General features: G+C 54.7%; 19 protein-coding genes. 10 read left to right on the forward strand and 9 right to left on the reverse strand.

Going from position 1 to position 18,488, the window contains the following annotated elements:
• Window positions 1-14: 14 nt before the first annotated feature.
• Both LH86_RS02015 and LH86_RS02020 read right to left on the reverse strand, forming a co-directional pair.
• Window positions 15-512 (reverse strand): TIGR00645 family protein, encoded by a 498-nt coding sequence (locus LH86_RS02015; protein ID WP_008457009.1) that lies wholly within the window; start codon window positions 510-512, stop codon window positions 15-17.
• 77 nt (window positions 513-589) lie between these two features.
• A complete protein-coding gene (locus tag LH86_RS02020; protein ID WP_039297961.1) occupies window positions 590-1,093 on the reverse strand; it encodes an ESA_00282 family adhesion-associated protein in 504 nt (167 codons plus the stop codon).
• A gap of 93 nt (window positions 1,094-1,186) precedes the next feature.
• On the opposite strand from LH86_RS02020, the gene LH86_RS02025 reads away from it, so the two are divergent.
• Window positions 1,187-1,588: a hypothetical protein gene (locus LH86_RS02025; RefSeq protein ID WP_039297962.1), complete on the forward strand. Its 402-nt coding sequence runs from the start codon at window positions 1,187-1,189 to the stop codon at window positions 1,586-1,588.
• 4 nt (window positions 1,589-1,592) lie between these two features.
• Window positions 1,593-1,976, forward strand: a complete 384-nt coding sequence (locus LH86_RS02030) for a hypothetical protein (RefSeq protein ID WP_052045538.1) — start codon at window positions 1,593-1,595, stop codon at window positions 1,974-1,976.
• A gap of 374 nt (window positions 1,977-2,350) precedes the next feature.
• Here LH86_RS02030 and exbD read toward each other — a convergent pair whose 3' ends face one another.
• Complete coding sequence (gene exbD / locus LH86_RS02035) at window positions 2,351-2,776, reverse strand: TonB system transport protein ExbD (protein WP_008460960.1); 426 nt, start codon at window positions 2,774-2,776, stop codon at window positions 2,351-2,353.
• Window positions 2,777-2,782: 6 nt separating this feature from the next.
• Window positions 2,783-3,517: a tol-pal system-associated acyl-CoA thioesterase gene (gene exbB, locus LH86_RS02040; protein WP_039297964.1), complete on the reverse strand. Its 735-nt coding sequence runs from the start codon at window positions 3,515-3,517 to the stop codon at window positions 2,783-2,785.
• Between the two features lie 256 nt (window positions 3,518-3,773).
• Here exbB and metC point away from each other — a divergent pair, with 256 nt between their 5' ends.
• Both metC and yghB read left to right on the forward strand, forming a co-directional pair.
• Entirely contained in the window at window positions 3,774-4,961 is a 1,188-nt protein-coding gene (gene metC / locus LH86_RS02045; RefSeq protein ID WP_039305847.1) for a cystathionine beta-lyase, read from the forward strand.
• Window positions 4,962-5,137: 176 nt separating this feature from the next.
• A complete protein-coding gene (gene yghB, locus LH86_RS02050; RefSeq protein WP_008460953.1) occupies window positions 5,138-5,797 on the forward strand; it encodes a DedA family general envelope maintenance protein YghB in 660 nt (219 codons plus the stop codon).
• 60 nt (window positions 5,798-5,857) lie between these two features.
• On the opposite strand, the gene LH86_RS02055 is transcribed toward yghB, so the two are convergent.
• Window positions 5,858-6,745, reverse strand: a complete 888-nt coding sequence (locus LH86_RS02055; protein WP_039297966.1) for an AraC family transcriptional regulator — start codon at window positions 6,743-6,745, stop codon at window positions 5,858-5,860.
• A 187-nt stretch (window positions 6,746-6,932) separates the two neighbouring features.
• Between LH86_RS02055 and yqhD the strand changes: the two genes are divergently transcribed.
• The 6 genes from yqhD (at window position 6,933) to phnE (LH86_RS02085) (ending at window position 12,920) form a co-directional block, all read left to right on the forward strand.
• On the forward strand, window positions 6,933-8,096 hold the full coding sequence (yqhD, locus tag LH86_RS02060; protein WP_039297968.1) for an alcohol dehydrogenase: 1,164 nt from the start codon (window positions 6,933-6,935) through the stop codon (window positions 8,094-8,096).
• Window positions 8,097-8,199: 103 nt separating this feature from the next.
• Entirely contained in the window at window positions 8,200-9,027 is an 828-nt protein-coding gene (gene dkgA, locus LH86_RS02065) for a 2,5-didehydrogluconate reductase DkgA (RefSeq protein WP_039297970.1), read from the forward strand.
• A 224-nt stretch (window positions 9,028-9,251) separates the two neighbouring features.
• A complete protein-coding gene (phnC, locus tag LH86_RS02070; RefSeq protein ID WP_039297971.1) occupies window positions 9,252-10,094 on the forward strand; it encodes a phosphonate ABC transporter ATP-binding protein in 843 nt (280 codons plus the stop codon).
• A 35-nt stretch (window positions 10,095-10,129) separates the two neighbouring features.
• Window positions 10,130-11,071: a phosphonate ABC transporter substrate-binding protein gene (gene phnD / locus LH86_RS02075; protein ID WP_008460942.1), complete on the forward strand. Its 942-nt coding sequence runs from the start codon at window positions 10,130-10,132 to the stop codon at window positions 11,069-11,071.
• Between the two features lie 101 nt (window positions 11,072-11,172).
• On the forward strand, window positions 11,173-12,042 hold the full coding sequence (phnE, locus tag LH86_RS02080) for a phosphonate ABC transporter, permease protein PhnE (RefSeq protein WP_034810028.1): 870 nt from the start codon (window positions 11,173-11,175) through the stop codon (window positions 12,040-12,042).
• The gene (phnE, locus tag LH86_RS02085) at window positions 12,039-12,920 is read left to right on the forward strand and encodes a phosphonate ABC transporter, permease protein PhnE (protein WP_039287792.1); all 882 of its coding nucleotides are present in this window, start codon (window positions 12,039-12,041) and stop codon (window positions 12,918-12,920) included. The genes phnE (LH86_RS02080) and phnE (LH86_RS02085) overlap by 4 nt, the downstream gene beginning before the upstream one ends.
• Before the next feature lie 41 nt (window positions 12,921-12,961).
• On the opposite strand, the gene LH86_RS02090 is transcribed toward phnE (LH86_RS02085), so the two are convergent.
• The 4 genes from LH86_RS02090 to LH86_RS02105 form a co-directional block, all read right to left on the reverse strand.
• Entirely contained in the window at window positions 12,962-13,624 is a 663-nt protein-coding gene (locus LH86_RS02090; RefSeq protein ID WP_039305850.1) for an HAD family hydrolase, read from the reverse strand.
• A 117-nt stretch (window positions 13,625-13,741) separates the two neighbouring features.
• Window positions 13,742-15,910: a YgiQ family radical SAM protein gene (locus LH86_RS02095; RefSeq protein WP_039297973.1), complete on the reverse strand. Its 2,169-nt coding sequence runs from the start codon at window positions 15,908-15,910 to the stop codon at window positions 13,742-13,744.
• A 267-nt stretch (window positions 15,911-16,177) separates the two neighbouring features.
• Complete coding sequence (gene ftsP / locus LH86_RS02100; RefSeq protein WP_039297975.1) at window positions 16,178-17,590, reverse strand: cell division protein FtsP; 1,413 nt, start codon at window positions 17,588-17,590, stop codon at window positions 16,178-16,180.
• 62 nt (window positions 17,591-17,652) lie between these two features.
• A complete protein-coding gene (locus LH86_RS02105; RefSeq protein WP_008460931.1) occupies window positions 17,653-18,408 on the reverse strand; it encodes a 1-acylglycerol-3-phosphate O-acyltransferase in 756 nt (251 codons plus the stop codon).
• Window positions 18,409-18,488 lie beyond the last annotated feature (80 nt).

The following is an 18,488-nucleotide window of genomic DNA, read 5'->3' on the forward strand; positions in this document are numbered from 1 at the left end:
CAGGGGCTTAGTTTTTAATACTTCCCGCTGCGGGAAAGCTTGTCGAGATACCCCATCACAAACGCCGACAGCACAAACGTCAGGTGGATGATCACATACCACATCAGCTTGTTGTCCGGCACGTTTTTAGCGTCCATAAAAATACGCAGCAGATGGATAGAAGAGATGGCCACGATGGATGCGGCGACTTTATTCTTCAGCGAGCCGGAGTCCATTTTCCCCAGCCAGCTTAGTTTCTCTTTGCCTTCGTAAATATCCAGCGTCGAGACAAAGTTCTCATAGCCGGAAAACATCACCATAACCAACAGGCCGCCGACCAGCGCCATATCCACCAGCGAGAGCAGCGTCAGAATTAAGTCAGCTTCCGCAATCGAGAAGATATTCGGGAGAACGTGAATGATCTCCTGGAAAAACTTCACCGTCAGCGCAAGCAGGGCCAGAGATAACCCGAAGTAAACCGGAGCCAGAAGCCAGCGCGAGGCGTACATCGCATTCTCAATAAAACGTTCCATAATGTCCTGTCTGGAAATATCAAAAGGGCGTCATTATAGCGAATTCCGGTGTTTAAGAGTGACCTGCATTGCAGGCCTTAAACACTTTTCAGGTCGATCTCAGGGCGCTGGTACTGCGGCCATACCAGCGCTACCAGCTCAGGGTAAGCGTCGCGGCTAAACTCGTTAAAACACTGACGCAGGTTCAGTACTTCAATATCCGACAATGGCACCTGCTCGCCCTCGGCACAGCGTTTTTTAATGTTGTCATAATATTTATATACCGCCGAATTTAAATCACTGCAGCGACGCTGGGCGCTAAATAAAACCGGCTGAGAAGTCAGTTCATCGATACGCATTTTTTTAATAGTCGCGTGAGTGAAGTCAATATACTCACTGTTAATACGCCAATAATAGCTGGGCGTAATTTTAGACATCAACATGCCAAAATAATCTTCCCGTTCTTCACTGGTGGTGAAGGGTTGTATTTCACCCGAGGCACGATTTTTTTTATTATTTGAGGCACTAAATTCTTTGCGCATAACCAGCACGGCGCATAACAAAATCAAAATTGTGACAATAGAATAAAATATGCTGTGCATAAGAAACTCCTGTTTTTTTTATTTTAGAATTGAGGCATCATATCGCGAATCTCTGAACCTGAATATTGAACCGATTTCAAAGGATCACATTCGATGCTGCCTGAACACTTCTTACCACGGCGCTATCCCGTTGTTGCACCGCCAACGCTCCCTGCAGAAGCTGAAAATAGTACCACGCCGGAAGTCGTTCAGGATAAGATTTTAACGCTGGAAAAAAACATCCTGAGCGGCGGTCATTATGCCGGGCAGGCCAAAAACCGCCTGCTTGAGGAAACCGATCGTCATATTAAAGAGCGGTTGCTGTGTGCGGTTAGGATAGAGGCGTTACACGCCCTGATTGGCGAACTGGTTGAAAAAGAACTTATTAGTGCCGCCGATTTGCAGATGCTTATCGAAGACAAAACCGCCTGGGTGAGTAGCAAGGAACAGGAAATTTGGGTTAATCAAATGACTCAAGAAAAGCCCTGGCCGTTATGCTATTCAATTGAGGAGTAGTGCTATGGCAGAACCTATAAAAAAACAGCCAGTGTTAATTAGCGCTGATGAAAATAAAGACCATGAATTTACGTTAAGTAAAAATATAGCAATTCTGGTTCGCCTTAAGAACGAAAACATCACCCGTAATACGCAGGAAGTTACGGATATTACTTCGGCGCTTATCGACCTGAAGTGGATGAACCGCCGTGAAATCTTCCCGTGGCGCGCTAAAGAAGAGGTGTATGGGGCGGTGCTGGAAGAGATCCTCAGCCATCATCCGAAGCTTAAAGAGCAGATTCTTAAGCGACTGGAAGGGCATTATCAGCGCCTGAAAGAGCAGGAAGCGCAGACGCTGTCGATGACCCGTGGTCTTGCAGAGAAGACCTGGAAGAGTTCTACGCTGTGATCTAATCCCTACAGCAGTACAAATGCTCTTTGCTGTGCTGGATGAATGCTCCGTTCACCCGTCGATCTGTTTCCCCTCACCCCGGCCCTCTCCCCAAAGGGGCGAGGGAGTAAACAGGTGCGGGGACGGCCCTCTCCCCAAAGGGGCGGGGGGGAAACAGGTGCGGTGACGCTCCTCTCCCCAAGGGGGCGAGGGAGGATACAGGTGCGGGGAACATGGTTTATTCCCTCTCCCCAAAGGGGCGAGGGAGGATACAGGTGCGGGGAACATGGTTTATTCCCTCTCCCCAAAGGGGCGAGGGGGGAAACAGGTACGGGGAACATGGTTTATTCCCTCTCCCTCTGGGAGAGGGTTAGGGTGAGGGTCACTACCGCTTACTTCGCTTTAGTGACTTCCTGGCCGACCAGGCCAATCTTCAGATACCCTGCCTGGTGCAGCGTATCCATCACGTCCATCAGCGTTTCGTAGTCCACCGTTTTGTCCGCGCGGAAGAAAATGGTGGTGTCTTTTTTCCCTTCGGTCGCGGCAATCAGCGCGTTGACCATCGACTCTTTGGTTACCGGGTCATTACCGATAAACATCGAATGATCGGCTTTCACCGACAGGTAAACCGGCTTCTCAGGGCGTGGCTGTGGTTCACTGCTGGAGGCCGGAAGGTTAACCTTCACGTCCACCGTTGCCAGCGGCGCCGCCACCATGAAGATGATCAGCAGCACCAACATCACGTCGATAAACGGCGTAACGTTGATTTCGTGCATTTCACCATTGTCATCGAGGTTTTCGTTCAGACGCATTGCCATGGGGCATTAACCTACTCGCAGTTGCTGGGTATTACGCACCGGACGCGGCTGAGCGGTACCATCCAGGTCCAGATCGCGGCTTTGCAGCAGCAGAACCTGAGCGGCAACGTCGCTGAGGGTCGCTTTGTAGCTGCCGATCATACGCGCGAAGATGTTATAGATAACGACCGCCGGGATAGCGGCGACCAGGCCGATTGCCGTCGCCAGCAACGCCTCTGCGATGCCCGGGGCAACTACCGCCAGGTTAGTGGTCTGGGACTGGGCAATACCGATGAAGCTGTTCATGATGCCCCAAACGGTCCCGAACAGGCCGACGAACGGTGAAATCGCACCAATGGTGGCCAGGAAACCGTTCCCGCGTCCCATGTGACGCCCAACGGCAGCCACGCGGCGCTCAAGGCGGAAACCGGTACGATCTTTAATGCCTTCGTTATCTTCCACGCCGGCTGAAAGTTCCAGTTCGTTCTGGGCTTCGTTGATTAACAGCGTGATCAGGCTTTTGCTGTCAAACGCTTCGGCCGCGCTGCTCGCTTCATTCAGGGAGCGCACGTTAGCCAGCTGCTGCTGCTCTCGCTTGAGGCGACGTTTCTGGGTGATCAGCTCCACGCTCTTACTGAAAAAGATGGCCCAGGTGACAACAGAGGCCAGAATCAGGCCAATCATCACGATCTTCACTACGATGTCAGCATGTTGATACATGCCCCAAACGGACAGATCCGTCTGCATCAGATTACTCGTCACGTCTTACGCTCCAGCGAGAAATAAAAGTCAAAACTGAGACTAATATATCAAAAAACTATCGAATTGATAGTCGTTCTCATTAGTATTTACAGAGTGCCGGAAATTGTTGAAGCATTCCTTGCGCTTACGCAGGAAAAGCGCCCGCCTGGCGAAATGATGACTTTTTTCGCCAACCTGAAAAAACGCCATGATGCCCTTTGCGCATTTTGTGTTAATTTACGTCCAGACATCCAGATGGTTAGACGGGGAAGCGGAAATGGCGGAAAAACACATCGAAACGGCGCTGGTCAACGCCGGTCGCAGCAAGAAGTTTACTCAGGGCTCGGTTAACAGCGTGATTCAGCGCGCCTCCTCCCTCGTCTTTGAAAGCGTTGAGGCCAAAAAGCAGGCCACCGCCAACCGCGCTAAGGGCGAACTGTTCTATGGCCGCCGCGGCACGCTGACCCATTTCTCGTTGCAGGAAGCGATGTGCGAACTGGAAGGCGGCGCAGGCTGTGCCCTCTTCCCCTGCGGTGCCGCTGCGGTGGCTAATACGATTCTGGCCTTTGTCGAACAGGGCGATCACGTTCTGGTTACCGGAACGGCCTATGAGCCAACGCAGGATTTCTGCACCAAAATTCTCTCAAAGCTCGGGGTCAGCACCAGCTGGTTCGCGCCGGAGATTGGTGCTGATATTGCCGACCTGGTTCAGCCGAACACCAAAGTCGTTTTTCTGGAATCCCCCGGTTCCATTACGATGGAAGTCCACGATATTCCGGCGATTGTCACGGCAGTAAGGCGCGTTGCTCCTGACGCTATCATCATGATCGACAATACCTGGGCGGCTGGCGTGCTGTTTAAAGCGCTGGAGTTCGGCATCGATATCTCCATTCAGGCGGGAACCAAATATCTAATTGGCCATTCGGATGCGATGGTCGGCACCGCGGTGTCCAATGCCCGATGTTGGGATCAGCTACGTGAAAACGCCTATCTGATGGGGCAAATGCTGGATGCAGACACCGCGTATATGACCAGCCGCGGCATTCGCACGCTGGGTGTTCGCCTGCGCCAGCATCATGAAAGCAGCTTAAAAGTCGCCGAGTGGCTGGCACAGCATCCGCAGGTTGAGCGCGTGAATCATCCGGCACTGCCCGGCAGCAAAGGGCATGAATATTGGAAACGTGACTTTACGGGCAGCAGCGGGCTGTTCTCATTTGTGCTGAAAAAGCGGCTGAGTGATGAAGAGTATGAACAGTACCTCAATCATTTCGAGTATTTCAGCATGGCCTATTCCTGGGGTGGCTATGAATCGCTTATTCTCGCTAATCAGCCTGAAGAGCTGGCGGAAATCCGCCCGGCTGGCGGCGTCGACTTTAGCGGCACCCTGGTTCGCCTTCACATTGGGCTGGAAAACGTGGACGATCTGATTGCGGATCTGGAAACGGGTTTCCAGCGTATTGCCTAAAAATTCCGTTTATCGGTAACCGTGGACCGTTTTTTTGCCATCATCGGCGTTTTGTTGAGCCTGGGATCAAGGTGTCGCGAAGATTTTAGCAGTACAATGTGTAGAAATTAAGGTGAGCCTAAGTTGCGGGTGCAATACTCAGGGCGAACTCAATAAGCGGTTCCACAGGAATACCTATGGCTGTTATACAAAATATTGTCGAGGCGCTTTGGCATCATGATTTTGCCGCGCTTGCCGACCCCCATGTGATTGGCATTGTCTATTGCGTCATGTTTGCGACGCTGTTCCTGGAAAATGGGCTGCTTCCCGCTTCCTTTTTGCCGGGTGACAGCCTGTTGCTGCTTGCAGGCGCGCTTATCGCCAAAGGCGTGATGGGCTTTGTGCCGACGCTGGTGATTTTAACCATCGCAGCCAGTCTGGGCTGCTGGCTTAGCTATTTACAAGGGCGCTGGCTCGGCAATACCCGCACGGTGAAGGGCTGGCTTAAACAGCTGCCAACCCAGTACCACCAGCGCGCCACGCAAATGTTTGATCGCCACGGTTTACTGGCCCTGCTCGCGGGCCGCTTCCTGGCCTTTGTTCGTACTCTGCTGCCTACCATGGCGGGGATTTCCGGCCTCAGCAATCGCCGTTTCCAGTTCTTTAACTGGCTAAGCGGCCTGCTGTGGGTGGGCGTTGTGATTAGCCTTGGCTACGCGCTCAGCATGATCCCCTTTGTTAAGCGCCATGAAGATCAGGTGATGACCTTCCTGATGATTTTGCCGGTTGCTCTGCTGATTGTGGGCCTGGTCGGCACGGTGTTTGTGGTACTGAAAAAAAAGGTTAGCGCCGCGTAATCCCGCTTAATAAAGAAAGAGCGGATAAGCCCGACTTATTCGCTCTCCGTTTTTGCCTCATCAAATCACGCGCATCCGCGCCATATCTTCCCCCGGCGTCACGCCAAAATAGCGTTTAAACTCCCGACTAAACTGAGATGCGCTCTCGTAGCCCACGCGGATAGCCGCCGCGCTTGCCTTCATACCGTCATGCAGCATTAACATTCTTGCCTTATGCAGGCGGTAAGTTTTCAAGTATTGCAGCGGCGAAGTGCTGGTCACCGACTTAAAATTATGATGGAAAGCCGAAACGCTCATGTTGGCCTCGGCTGCCAGCTGGTCCACCGACAAGTTTTCGGTGTACTGATTTTCAATCCGACGCAGCACCCGACTGATCAAGCTAAAATGGGTCTGACGGCTGACCAGCGCCAGTAGCGCCCCGCCGCTTGGCCCCGTCAAAACGTGATAAAGGATCTCGCGGATAATCTGCTTGCCCAGGACTCGGGCATCAAGAGGACGATCCAATACGTCCAGCAACCGCTCCGCTGCGCAAAGAATTTCTTCCGACAGTTCGGCAGAATTTATCCCGTCGGTACAGGACTGCGGACGGAAGAGATCGTCTTCGCCGATGTCCATCAGCAAATCCTGCAGTTGCTGGATATCCACTTTCACACGCATCCCGGCGAGCGGTACGTCGGCCGTCGCAAAAGTTTCGCACTCGAAGGGCAAGGGCACCGTCAGAAGCAGGTATTCATTGACGTCATAGCGGAACACGCGGTCATTGAGGTAACCCGTTTTATGACCCGAAAAGAGAAAAACAATGCCCGGCTCGTACATGACCGGGGTACGAGCCATCGGTTTGGTGCCGTACATCAGCCGTACGCCATCGAAAAAATTCTCTTTTTTTTCCTTTAAAATTAGCTGATTAATCTTTTCAGTCAGTTGCTGGCAGATAGCCTGGCTGCTCATTTATTACGTCTCCACGGCGCGTTTCATCCGGCTTACAGTGTGCGATGGATTTTGCAATTTCTCCAGTCGTTTGGAGAAACAGGCAAGACAAAGGCAGGAATATGCATTGAGAGAGACAGAGTGGCGGACCACAATAAGCGCCATCAGATTTAGCAATGTGACTCATCTAACGAACGGGAAACCCATCATGAATAACTTCAATCTTCATACCCCAACCCGCATCCTGTTTGGTAAAGGCTCCCTGGCAGAACTGCGTGACCAGATCCCAGCGGACGCTCGCGTACTGATCACCTACGGCGGCGGCAGCGTGATTAAAACTGGCGTACTGGACCAGGTGAAAGACGCGCTGAAAGGCCTGGACGTGCTGGAGTTTGGCGGCATCGAACCTAACCCGTCTTACGAAACGCTGATGAAAGCCGTGGAAATCGCGCGTAAAGAAAACGTGACTTTCCTGCTGGCAGTCGGCGGTGGCTCCGTGCTCGACGGCACCAAATTCATCGCCGCTGCGGCGCATTATCCGCAAGATATCGATCCGTGGAACATTCTGCTGACCCGCGGTAACGACGTGAAAAGCGCGATCCCGATGGGTTCAGTGCTGACGCTGCCTGCAACCGGCTCCGAGTCCAACAAAGGCGCAGTAGTTTCCCGCCGCTCTACCGGCGACAAACAGGCGTTTATGTCTGACTTCGTACAGCCTGTCTTTGCGGTTCTGGATCCGGTTTACACCTACACCCTGCCACCTAAACAGGTTGCTAACGGCGTGGTGGATGCCTTTGTTCATACTATCGAGCAGTACCTGACTTACCCGGTTAACGCCAAAGTTCAGGATCGTTTTGCGGAAGGCATTCTGCTGACGCTTATCGAAGACGGCCCGAAAGCGCTGAAAGATCCGGAAAACTATGACGTGCGTGCGAACGTGATGTGGGCTGCAACGATGGCGCTGAATGGCCTGATCGGGGCTGGCGTGCCGCAGGACTGGGCGACCCATATGCTGGGCCACGAACTGACCGCAATGCACGGTCTGGATCACGCCCAAACGCTGGCGGTGGTTCTGCCTTCTCTGATGAATGAAAAACGTAACGAGAAGCGCGCCAAACTGCTGCAATACGCAGAACGCGTCTGGAACATCACCTCCGGCAGCGAAGAAGAGCGTATTGATGCGGCTATCGAAGCGACCCGCAATTTCTTCGAGAAAATGGGTACTGCAACTCGCCTGTCCGCCTACGGCCTGGACGGCAGCTCCATCCCTGCTCTGCTGGTGAAACTGGAAGAAAAAGGGATGACTAAGCTGGGCGAACATCAGGACATCACGCTGGACGTTAGCCGCCGCATTTACGAAGCCGCGCGCTAAGAGAATCCAGGTTAACGATTTGATCGCCTGAGTTTCGACTAGACTTAATACAAAACTTACACCGGGCTTGCCCGGTGTTTTTCGCACTATTAAGGAGGTACGCATGACTCATCCAACCTTAATCAAGCTCCAGGATGGCAACGTAATGCCGCAGCTTGGGCTCGGTGTCTGGCAGGCCAGCAACGACCAGGTCAGGACAGCCATTGAGAAAGCCCTGGAAGTGGGATATCGCTCCATTGATACCGCCGCCGCCTACAAAAACGAGGATGGCGTAGGTGCCGCGCTGAAAAGCGCGGGCATTGCGCGTGACGACCTGTTTATTACCACCAAGCTCTGGAACAGCGACCAGCAGCGTCCACGCCAGGCGCTGGAAGATAGCCTTGAGAAACTGCAGCTCGATTATGTCGATCTTTATCTGCTGCACTGGCCGGTGCCGAGTAAAGATCACTATCTAGAAGCCTGGAAAGGGCTGATTGAGCTGCAAAAAGAGGGGCTGGTGAAGAGTATCGGGGTATGTAACTTCAATCTTAATCACCTCCAGCGGCTGATCGACGAAACCGGCGTTAGCCCGGTGATCAATCAGATTGAGCTGCACCCTCTGTTGCAACAACGTTCGCTCCACGCCTGGAACGCGACCCACAAAATCCAGACGGAGTCCTGGAGCCCGCTGGCACAGGGTGGTGAAGGCGTATTTGATCAGAAAATCATTCGTGATTTAGCGGACAAATACGGAAAAACCCCGGCCCAGGTAGTGATTCGCTGGCACCTCGATAGCGGACTGGTGGTTATCCCTAAATCGGTCACGCCTGCCCGTATTGCTGAAAACTTTGACGTGTTCGACTTCCGCCTGGACAAAGAAGAGCTGGCTGAAATCGCGAAGCTCGACAGCGGCAAACGCCTTGGGCCAGACCCGGACGTGTTTGTCGGCTAAATCCGGCTTCTCTTTTCCCTCCCAAACCACCTTCGCCTTAACCCGCCGGGTGGTTTTTTATTTCCTGCACACCCCCTGCCCCAGCGCTTTCTACGTGTAACACATCCGTTTGATCATCGCGTGAATTTTCATGGCGTTCATTATTTGTTCTTTTAGCCGTAATCAAAAAGTCACACAACACCACGATAAATAGGGCCAGCTTCGCTAACTCATTTGGAATGGTTATGAACAGATCCCTTGCCGTAGTTATCAACTCTGACCTGGAGTCGCTGCCGCAGTTTGCGCCTGCGCCAGGGCGTAAAGTCCTGAGCGTTAAGAGCCTGAGTAAAGCCTATAACGCACACCAGACCGTGCTGCATGACATTAACTTCGACCTGCATGCCGGTGAGCTGGTGGGCGTGATTGGCCGTTCAGGCGCGGGGAAATCCACGCTGCTGCATATTCTTAACGGTACGCATTCTGCCACGTCGGGCGAGATCCTCAGCTTTCCGGAAGTCGGGATGCCGCACGATGTGTCTAAACTCAGCGGTCGCGCCCTGAACCAATGGCGCACCGAATGCGGCATGATTTTCCAGGACTTCTGCCTGGTGCCAAGACTGGACGTGCTGACCAACGTCCTGCTGGGTCGCCTGAGCCAGACCTCCACGCTGAAATCCCTGTTTAAGGTTTTCCCTGAGGCAGACCGCGCCCGTGCGATTTCGCTTCTGGAGTGGATGAACATGCTGCCCCACGCCCTGCAACGCGCCGAGAACCTTTCCGGCGGCCAGATGCAGCGCGTCGCCATTTGCCGCGCGCTGATGCAAAACCCAAGCATTTTGCTGGCCGATGAGCCGGTGGCATCACTCGACCCGAAAAATACCCAACGCATCATGAAAGTGCTGCGTGAAGTGTGTGAGCAAGGCATCAGCGTGATGGTGAACCTGCATTCCATCGAGCTGGTGAAAGAGTACTGCACCCGCGTTATCGGGGTTGCAAAAGGAAATATCGTGTTTGACGGTCATCCGTCGATGTTAACGGACGACGTGCTGCATCTCTTGTACGGCGATGAAATCAATCAAGTGCATTAATTCTCTCTCCAATTGATACAACACAGGCAATGATAATGAAAAAGCAACTGACTGGCGCATTACGTTTATCTGCAGTGATTACTGGCCTTGTGATTGCAGGCCACGCTATGGCTGCTGACCAGCCGCGCGAACTGAACCTCGGGATCCTCGGCGGGCAGAATGCGACCCAGCAAATTGGTGATAACCAGTGTGTGAAGCAGTTCATGGACAAAGAACTGAATGTCGACACTAAACTGCGTAACTCTTCTGACTACTCTGGCGTTATTCAGGGCCTGATCGGCGGTAAAGTCGACCTGGTGCTGAGCATGTCTCCTTCTTCCTACGCTTCGGTGTACATGAACGACCCGAAAGCGGTAGATATCGTTGGCATCGCAGTTGACGATAAAGACCAGTCTCGCGGTTACCACTCCGTGGTGATCGTGAAAGCCGACAGCCCGTACAAAACCATCGAAGACCTGAAAGGCAAATCCTTCGGCTTCGCGGATCCTGACTCCACCTCTGGCTACCTGATCCCTAACCACGAGTTCAAACAGAAACTCGGCGGTACCGCGGACAACAAATACAACAACTTCTTCTCTAGCGTCACCTTCTCCGGCGGCCACGAGCAGGACATCCTGGGCGTACTGAACGGCCAGTTTGCTGGCGCGGTGACCTGGGCTTCCATGGTTGGCGACTATAACGACGGCTACACCGCCGGGGCGTTTAACCGCCTGATCCGTATGGATCACCCTGACCTGATGAAGCAGATCCGCATCATCTGGACTTCGCCACTGATCCCGAACGGCCCGATCCTGGTCAGCAACAAGCTGCCTGCTGACTTCAAGGCCAAAGTGGTAGATGCAGTGAAGAAGCTGGATAAAGAAGATCACGGCTGCTTCGTGAAGGCGATGGGCGGCACCCAGCACATCGGCCCGGCGTCAGTGGCTGACTTCCAGCAGATCATCGACATGAAGCGTGAGCTGGTTAGCGCTCGCTGATTGACGCCCACCGCATAAAAATCGCACCCCGGCGGCCTGCCAGGGTGCTTTTTTATCAGGACGGGGCAACCCGTCACCGGAAACAAACCGGATAATAAGTGATGATGTTGAATACGGAATTTGAGCGTTACTATCACCAGGTCAGAATGCGCCAGAAGCGCGACACCCTGATTTGGTCCCTGCTGCTGGTAGGCCTGTATCTTACTGCCGGTCATATCGCTGAGTTCAGCCTGACCACCATCTGGCAATCGCTGCCAAACTTCCTCGACTACATGTTCGAAACCCTGCCGACCCTGCACCTCCCGGTTCTTCTGGCCGACGTCCACACCAAAGGCTCGCTGGCCTACTGGGGATACCGTCTGCCGATTCAGCTGCCGCTGATTTGGGAAACGCTGCAGCTGGCGCTGGCTTCAACGCTGATTTCGACCTGTATTGCTGCCGTGCTGGCATTTTTGGCCGCTGGTAATACATGGACGCCCCCTGCCGTGCGCTTCGGCGTTCGTGCTTCGGTGGCGTTTCTGAGAACCATGCCGGAGCTGGCATGGGCGGTAATGTTCGTGATGGCCTTCGGTATCGGCGCTATTCCGGGGTTTCTGGCGCTAGCCCTGCACACCATTGGCAGCCTGACCAAACTGTTCTATGAAGCCATCGAAAGCGCATCCGACAAACCGGTACGCGGCCTGGTGGCCTGCGGTGCTACGCCACTTCAGCGCGTACGCTTCGCCCTGTGGCCGCAGGTGAAACCGATCTTCCTGTCCTACAGCTTTATGCGCTTCGAGATTAACTTCCGTTCCTCCACCATTCTCGGCCTCGTTGGCGCGGGCGGGATCGGCCAGGAGCTGATGACCAACATTAAACTCGACCGTTACGATCAGGTCAGCATCACGCTGCTGCTGATTATCGTGGTGGTTTCCATCCTCGATGTCCTGTCCGGCAGGCTGCGCCGCTGGGTTCTGGAGGGGAAAAAATGAGCATTTCACAGGCAACACCGGATCTCGCTAAAAGCCGCGAGCAGCACCGTGAACTTTACCGGATGCAGGGGCGCTATCTGCGCCACATCGGGCTGCTGGCCGCCGCTATCCTCGGCTACTACGTTTGGTTTTTCTTCACTTTTGGCATCGACTCCGGGCAAATCCTGACTGGCATAGCTCAGCTCGGGCGCTACTTCCTGCGCATGTTTGTCTGGCATGACTTTGTTAACTGGCCGTTCGCCTATTACTTCTCGCAAATCGCCATCACGCTCGCCATTGTTTTTGCCGGGACGCTGACCGCCACGGTGCTGGCGCTGTTGCTGTCGTTCTTTGCCGCCCGAAATATCATGCAGGGCCCGGTAGCACGCATAGTCGCGCTGCTGGTTCGCCGCCTGTTTGACCTGCTGCGCGGCGTGGATATGGCGATTTGGGGGCTAATATTTGTACGAGCCGTGGGGCTTGGCCCGCTGGCAGGTGTGCTGGCAATTATCATGCAGGATACCGGCTTACTGGGCAGGCTGTACGCCGAGGGGCACGAAGCGGTAGAACGCTCCCCGAGCCGGGGATTAACCGCCGTGGGTGCGGCGGGAATTCAGAAGCACCGCTTCGGGATCTTCACCCAGTCATTCCCGGCGTTTCTCTCCCTCAGCCTGTATCAGATTGAGTCCAACACCCGTTCAGCGGCGGTGCTGGGCTTTGTCGGCGCAGGCGGTGTCGGCCTGGTTTATGCCGAGAACATGCGGTTGTGGAACTGGGACGTGGTGATGTTTATCACCCTGATTCTGGTCTGCGTGGTCATGGCGATGGATGCTATTTCGGCCTGGCTGCGCCGCCGTTATATCACCGGGAAGCCGGTGCCGCTGTATTCTCCGCAATAACACCTTAAACGGGGCACGGTTCTCGCCATGCCCCGGTTTCGCTATAAAGCCCAGCTCAGCGTTTGCCAGCCATAGCGAGCGCCCTGCGCCGCAAGTTTCTGACATGGATTTACCATCAGCACTTTATCGGCCTCAAGGCAGAGCGGTAGGTCGTTGATAGAGTCGGTATAAAACGTCAGCTCTCCGCTGTATTCCGAGTTCACCGCCAGCCACTCCTTCAGACGGGTGATTTTACCTGCCTGATAGCTCGGCACGCCGCTTATCACGCTGGTGTAGGCATTATTGCCGGTCACCAGGTCGATACCGATGGCGTGTTCAATGCCCAGCCGCGGCGCAATGGCCTTTACCAGCAGGCTGACTGACGCGGAGATAATCATCATCTGCTGGCCCTGAGCGTGCAGTTGCTCAATCAGGCGCTTCGCTTCCGGGTAAACCAGCGGCAGAACATCAGTTTCTACGCAGCGGGCCACCAGCGTATCGACATCGGCAATCGTCATGCCGGCCAGCGGTGCCAGCGTGACGCCAACGTATTCGTGAATATTCATTTCACCACGCTGGTAATCGAGCATCAGCTTGTGCTCTTTGGCCAGATAATCGGGATCTTTTATCAGTCCTTCGCGGGAAAGGAAGCGGCTCCAGAGGGTGCTGCAATCGGCGTCTATCAGGGTATGGTCGAGGTCAAAAACGTACAGCGGGTTAGACATGTTCATTTCTCATTTCAGCAAAGAGGCCGCCGGGCAGCTTAACACCAGACCCGGCGGACAGGAGTTCCCACTTCTCTTTGTCGCAGAAAAAAATGACAGCGGCATGAAAGCACGCCGTTACTTCACATGCGGCTTCCTCTTTCCTGCTGCTGCCGGACGGCGCTGGTGCGCAAGCGGGGTGTGCTTCGTCAGCGCCGGGCGGGCATGACGAGCATGCCTGCGGGCCTCACGCATCTCCTCCAGGGTCGGGGCAGGCACCAGGCATTCACGTCTGCCGCCAATCAGGTGCTTTTTACCCATCGCCTCCAGCGCCTCGCGAATCAGCGCCCAGTTCGCCGGGTCATGATAGCGCAGCAGGGCTTTATGGAGGCGGCGCTGGCGGTCACCGCGAGGCACGACGATATCCTCGCTTTTGTAGCTCACCTTGCTCAGCGGATTTTTGCCCGTGTAATACATGGTGGTGGAGTTAGCCAGCGGCGACGGATAGAAATTCTGAACCTGATCGAGGCGGAACCGGTGCTGTTTCAGCCACAGCGCGAGATTCACCATGTCCTCATCACGCGTTCCCGGGTGCGCGGAGATAAAGTATGGGATCAGATACTGCTCTTTGCCAGCCTGCTTCGAATAGGTATCGAACAACTCTTTAAAGCGATGATAGCTGCCCATCCCCGGCTTCATCATCTTCGACAGAGGCCCTTCTTCGGTATGTTCTGGGGCAATTTTCAGGTAACCGCCTACGTGGTGAGTAGCCAGCTCTTTGATATAGCGTGGGTCGGCTACCGCCAGATCGTAGCGCACGCCGGAGGCGATTAAGATCTTCTTCACGCCCTTAAGATCGCGGGCACGGCGGTAGAGATCGATGGTCGGCTGATGGTTGGTGTCCATATGCTGGCAAATTTCCGGATAAACGCACGACAGGCGGCGACAGGTTTGCTCCGCGCGCGGCGACTTGCAGCGCAGCATATACATATTGGCGGTTGGGCCACCGAGATCGGACACCACGCCGGTAAAGCCCGGCACGCTATCGCGCATCGCTTCGATTTCACTGATGATGGAATCTTCGGATCGGCTCTGGATAATGCGGCCTTCGTGCTCGGTGATTGAGCAGAAAGAGCAGCCGCCGAAGCAGCCGCGCATAATGTTCACCGAGAAGCGGATCATCTCATAGGCCGGAATACGCGCCTTGCCGTAGGAAGGATGAGGCACACGCTGGTAAGGAAGCGCAAACACGCTGTCCATCTCTTCGGTAGAAAGCGGGATTGCCGGGGAGTTGATCCAGATATAGCGATCGCCGTGCTTTTGCATCAGCGCTCTGGCGCAACCGGGGTTAGTTTCATGATGCAGGATCCGCGACGCGTGGGCGTACATTACCTTATCGGCCTTCACCTTCTCAAAAGACGGCAGCAGGACATAGGTCTTTTCCCACGGCTTGGGTCGCGGCGGCTGTACGGTAACAGCTTTGACTTCATCCGCTTTCGTGTCCTTCGGTTTATTGCCGTCGGCACAGGGCAGATCGTCCCCGTAAGGGTGCGGAATAGGGTCGATTTTTCCTGGTGTATCAAGCCGGGTGGAATCTATACCTGCCCAGCCGGGCATCGCCTCTTTGCGCATAATAGCGGTATTACGCACATCGCAAATATCTGCAATATCTTCACCGTTGGCCAGGCGATGCGCCACTTCCACCAGTGGCCGCTCACCGTTGCCGAAAATCAGCATATCGGCTTTAGCATCCACCAGAATCGAGCGGCGCACGGTATCAGACCAGTAGTCATAGTGCGCGGTACGCCGCAGGCTCGCTTCGATGCCGCCGAGGATCACCGGCACATCACGCCACGCTTCTTTACAGCGCTGGGTGTAGACCAGAGAAGCACGATCGGGACGCTTACCCGCAACGTTATCCGGCGTATAGGCGTCATCATGGCGCAGCTTGCGATCCGCCGTGTAGCGGTTGATCATCGAGTCCATGTTCCCGGCGGTCACGCCAAAGAACAGGTTCGGCTTACCGAGTCGCATAAAGTCTTGCTTAGAAGACCAGTCCGGCTGAGCAATGATACCCACGCGGAAACCCTGAGCCTCTAACATACGGCCACAGATGGCCATCCCGAAGCTGGGGTGATCCACATAGGCGTCGCCGGTGACCAGAATGATGTCGCAGCTGTCCCAGCCGAGTTCATCCATCTCCGCGCGGGACATGGGTAAAAACGGGGCCGGACCAAAACAGGCGGCCCAGTATTGAGGCCATGAAAAGAGTTCGCGATCCGGCTGGATCAGGCTTTTGACGCTCATAGAATTTCCGAAGAGATGATGTAGAAATGAACAAAAGGGCGGCGATTATACGCCTATTAGCAGTATTTTTTGAAGGGTTATTCGGTGTTTTATGCCCCTCACCCCGGCCCTCTCCCCAAAGGGGCGAGGGGGAAAAGAGTCAGCATGAGGCTACGGACTGTCCCCTCTCCTTACAGCAATAAGGAGATGAGTAGCAGGACAAAGCGTAATTAATCATCGCAGCTATCCCCTCTCCCTTGTAGGGAGAGGGTCAGGGAGAGGGTAAAACTACGGTGCAGGCTGAACCAGCAACTGACCGATGGAGCCGCGGTCGGCAAGCTCCAGCGTCTGGCTGGAATAGAGGAACGGGAAATGCTCCCAGGAAGGCTGCCCAAAGTAGACCAGCAGCTCAACCTGCCCGTCGATCCACACGGTGTCCTTCCAGCCGCGATCTTCCCCGAACGGCGAAGCCCCGTTGACGTTGCGCACCAGGAAACTGACGCCCTCAATGTGGAAAGACTGCGGCGTGTCGGCGCGCACCGTCCAGCGTTCCCAGGTGCCCTGCTGAGTCTGAATATCAATCCGCTTCATGTCCCACAACTGGCCGTTAATGCCCGGATCGTCACCGAGGGTGATTTCACGGCTGCGCGTTGGGTTACCGCCAATAATCTCTTCCGGCAGAAGGCGCATTGGCAGCGTGTCGGTTACCAGCGGCAGCAGCCCTGTAGGCCGCAGCGTTAACACCAGCGTGGAGATCAAAATGCTCGACGGCTCAAAGAAACCACGAATGCGATCCATGATCCCCGCAGCTTCACCGGCAGTAATCGAGACCTCTTTGCCTTCGGTCATGTCGATCAGAATTTCTCGCCGCTCTCCCGGCGCCAGCGACAGCTGCTTGACCGAAACGGGTGCCGGCAGGAACCCTTGATCGCTGGAAATCACCGCGATGGAGCGCCCATCACTCATTTGCAGCTGATAGCGACGCGAGTTTGAGGCGTTCAATAAGCGCAGGCGTACCCAACCGCGGGACACTTCCACGTACGGGCTTTGCACCCCATTCACCAGCAGCGTATCGCCAACAAAACCGCCGCTGCCCGGCTCCTGATATTCCGGCGCACCGAAGTTATCGAGCCGTTTGTCCTGGATAATGATCGGGAAGTCATCCACGCCGTAATGGTTAGGGATTGGCAGAGATTTGCTGACTTCATCCTCAATTAACCACATCCCCGCGAGACCGTTGTAAACCTGCCTTGCGGTGCGATTCGGCGTGTTGGCGTGATACCACAGCGTGGCGGCTCGCTGGCGAATAGGTAAAACGGGCGCCCAGTCTACGTTTGGCGACATCATACGTGCAGCGCCGCCAATCAGCGGACCCGGCACCTGCAGGCCAGCAATCGTCATCGCCACATTTTCCTGCAGACGGTTGCTGTATATCATCTTCACGTCATCCCCGCTCCAGACGCGAATGGTTGGCCCCATATAGCGCCCGTTAAAGCCCCAAACGGGTGCCTTCGCGCCGCCGGTAAATGACCAGTGGGCGCGCTGCAGCGTCAGGAATAAGGGCTGGCCGCGACGAGATTCAAGCAGAGGGGGGACAGGTAAAGGCTGCTGCTGCCCTGCCGCGTTTGCCCTCAGCGGCACCGAGCCGGCACAAAGCGCAACCCCGGATGCCTGAATAAACTGACGCCGACTGAGTGACATAATTGCTCCATGTAAAACTGAATAACGAGAGGCGATACAAACCGTACCGCCAAAGGCGGCATTTAACTCGCCTGATTCTTTTCAACTTTGCCGGCAGCTTCACGCGCGGCAACTTCTTGATTGAGTTCGTCGATTTTGGCCATCATCAGTTCCCGACAGTCAGTGGCCAGCTTACGGACCTGATCTTTCCCATAAGCGCTGGTATCAATTGGCGGCAGCATTTCGACGATGACCAATCCGTTGTTCCAACGGTTTAGCTTAATTTTATTACTGGTATTGGAAACGCACACCGGAATAATCGGCACACCAGCGGCAATCGCGGCATGAAACGCGCCAGTTTTAAACGGCAGCAGGCCACGGCCACGGCTGCGGGTCCCTTCCGGGAACATCCAGATAGAAACATTGCGTTTGCGAATCTGCTCGACAACCTGAGAGATAGTGCCGTGGGCTTTTGCCCGGTTATCCCTGTCGATCAACAGGTTGCCCGTCAGCCAGTAAAGCTGGCCAAAAAACGGGATCCACACCAGGCTTTTTTTCCCAACCGTCACCGTCGGCGGCTGCACAATACTTGAGGCCGTCACCATATCGTAGTTGTTCTGATGGTTACCGATGTAAATCGCGGTGGGATGGTTTTCTGCTCCGGCAGGTAAGCGAGTTTCAACCTTGAGGCCAAATACCGGTGCCAGACGCCCGAAAAGGTGCCCAAAAGTCGCCACATGGCGCGGGTTGCGCGGGCTAAACAGACAATAAATTGAACCAAAGATGCATACCAGGATGCAGTAAATAACGACAATAATAAAACGTACAATCGCTAGCATAACTACCTCATGAGCCGAAGCCGTTGATAAGTATATCGGCTTTAGCGTAAAACACACCGGACGGCGGCAACGCTGCCGCC

It is taken from the genome of Cedecea neteri (assembly GCF_000758325.1).
Taxonomy (GTDB): Bacteria; Pseudomonadota; Gammaproteobacteria; order Enterobacterales; family Enterobacteriaceae; genus Cedecea; species Cedecea neteri_B.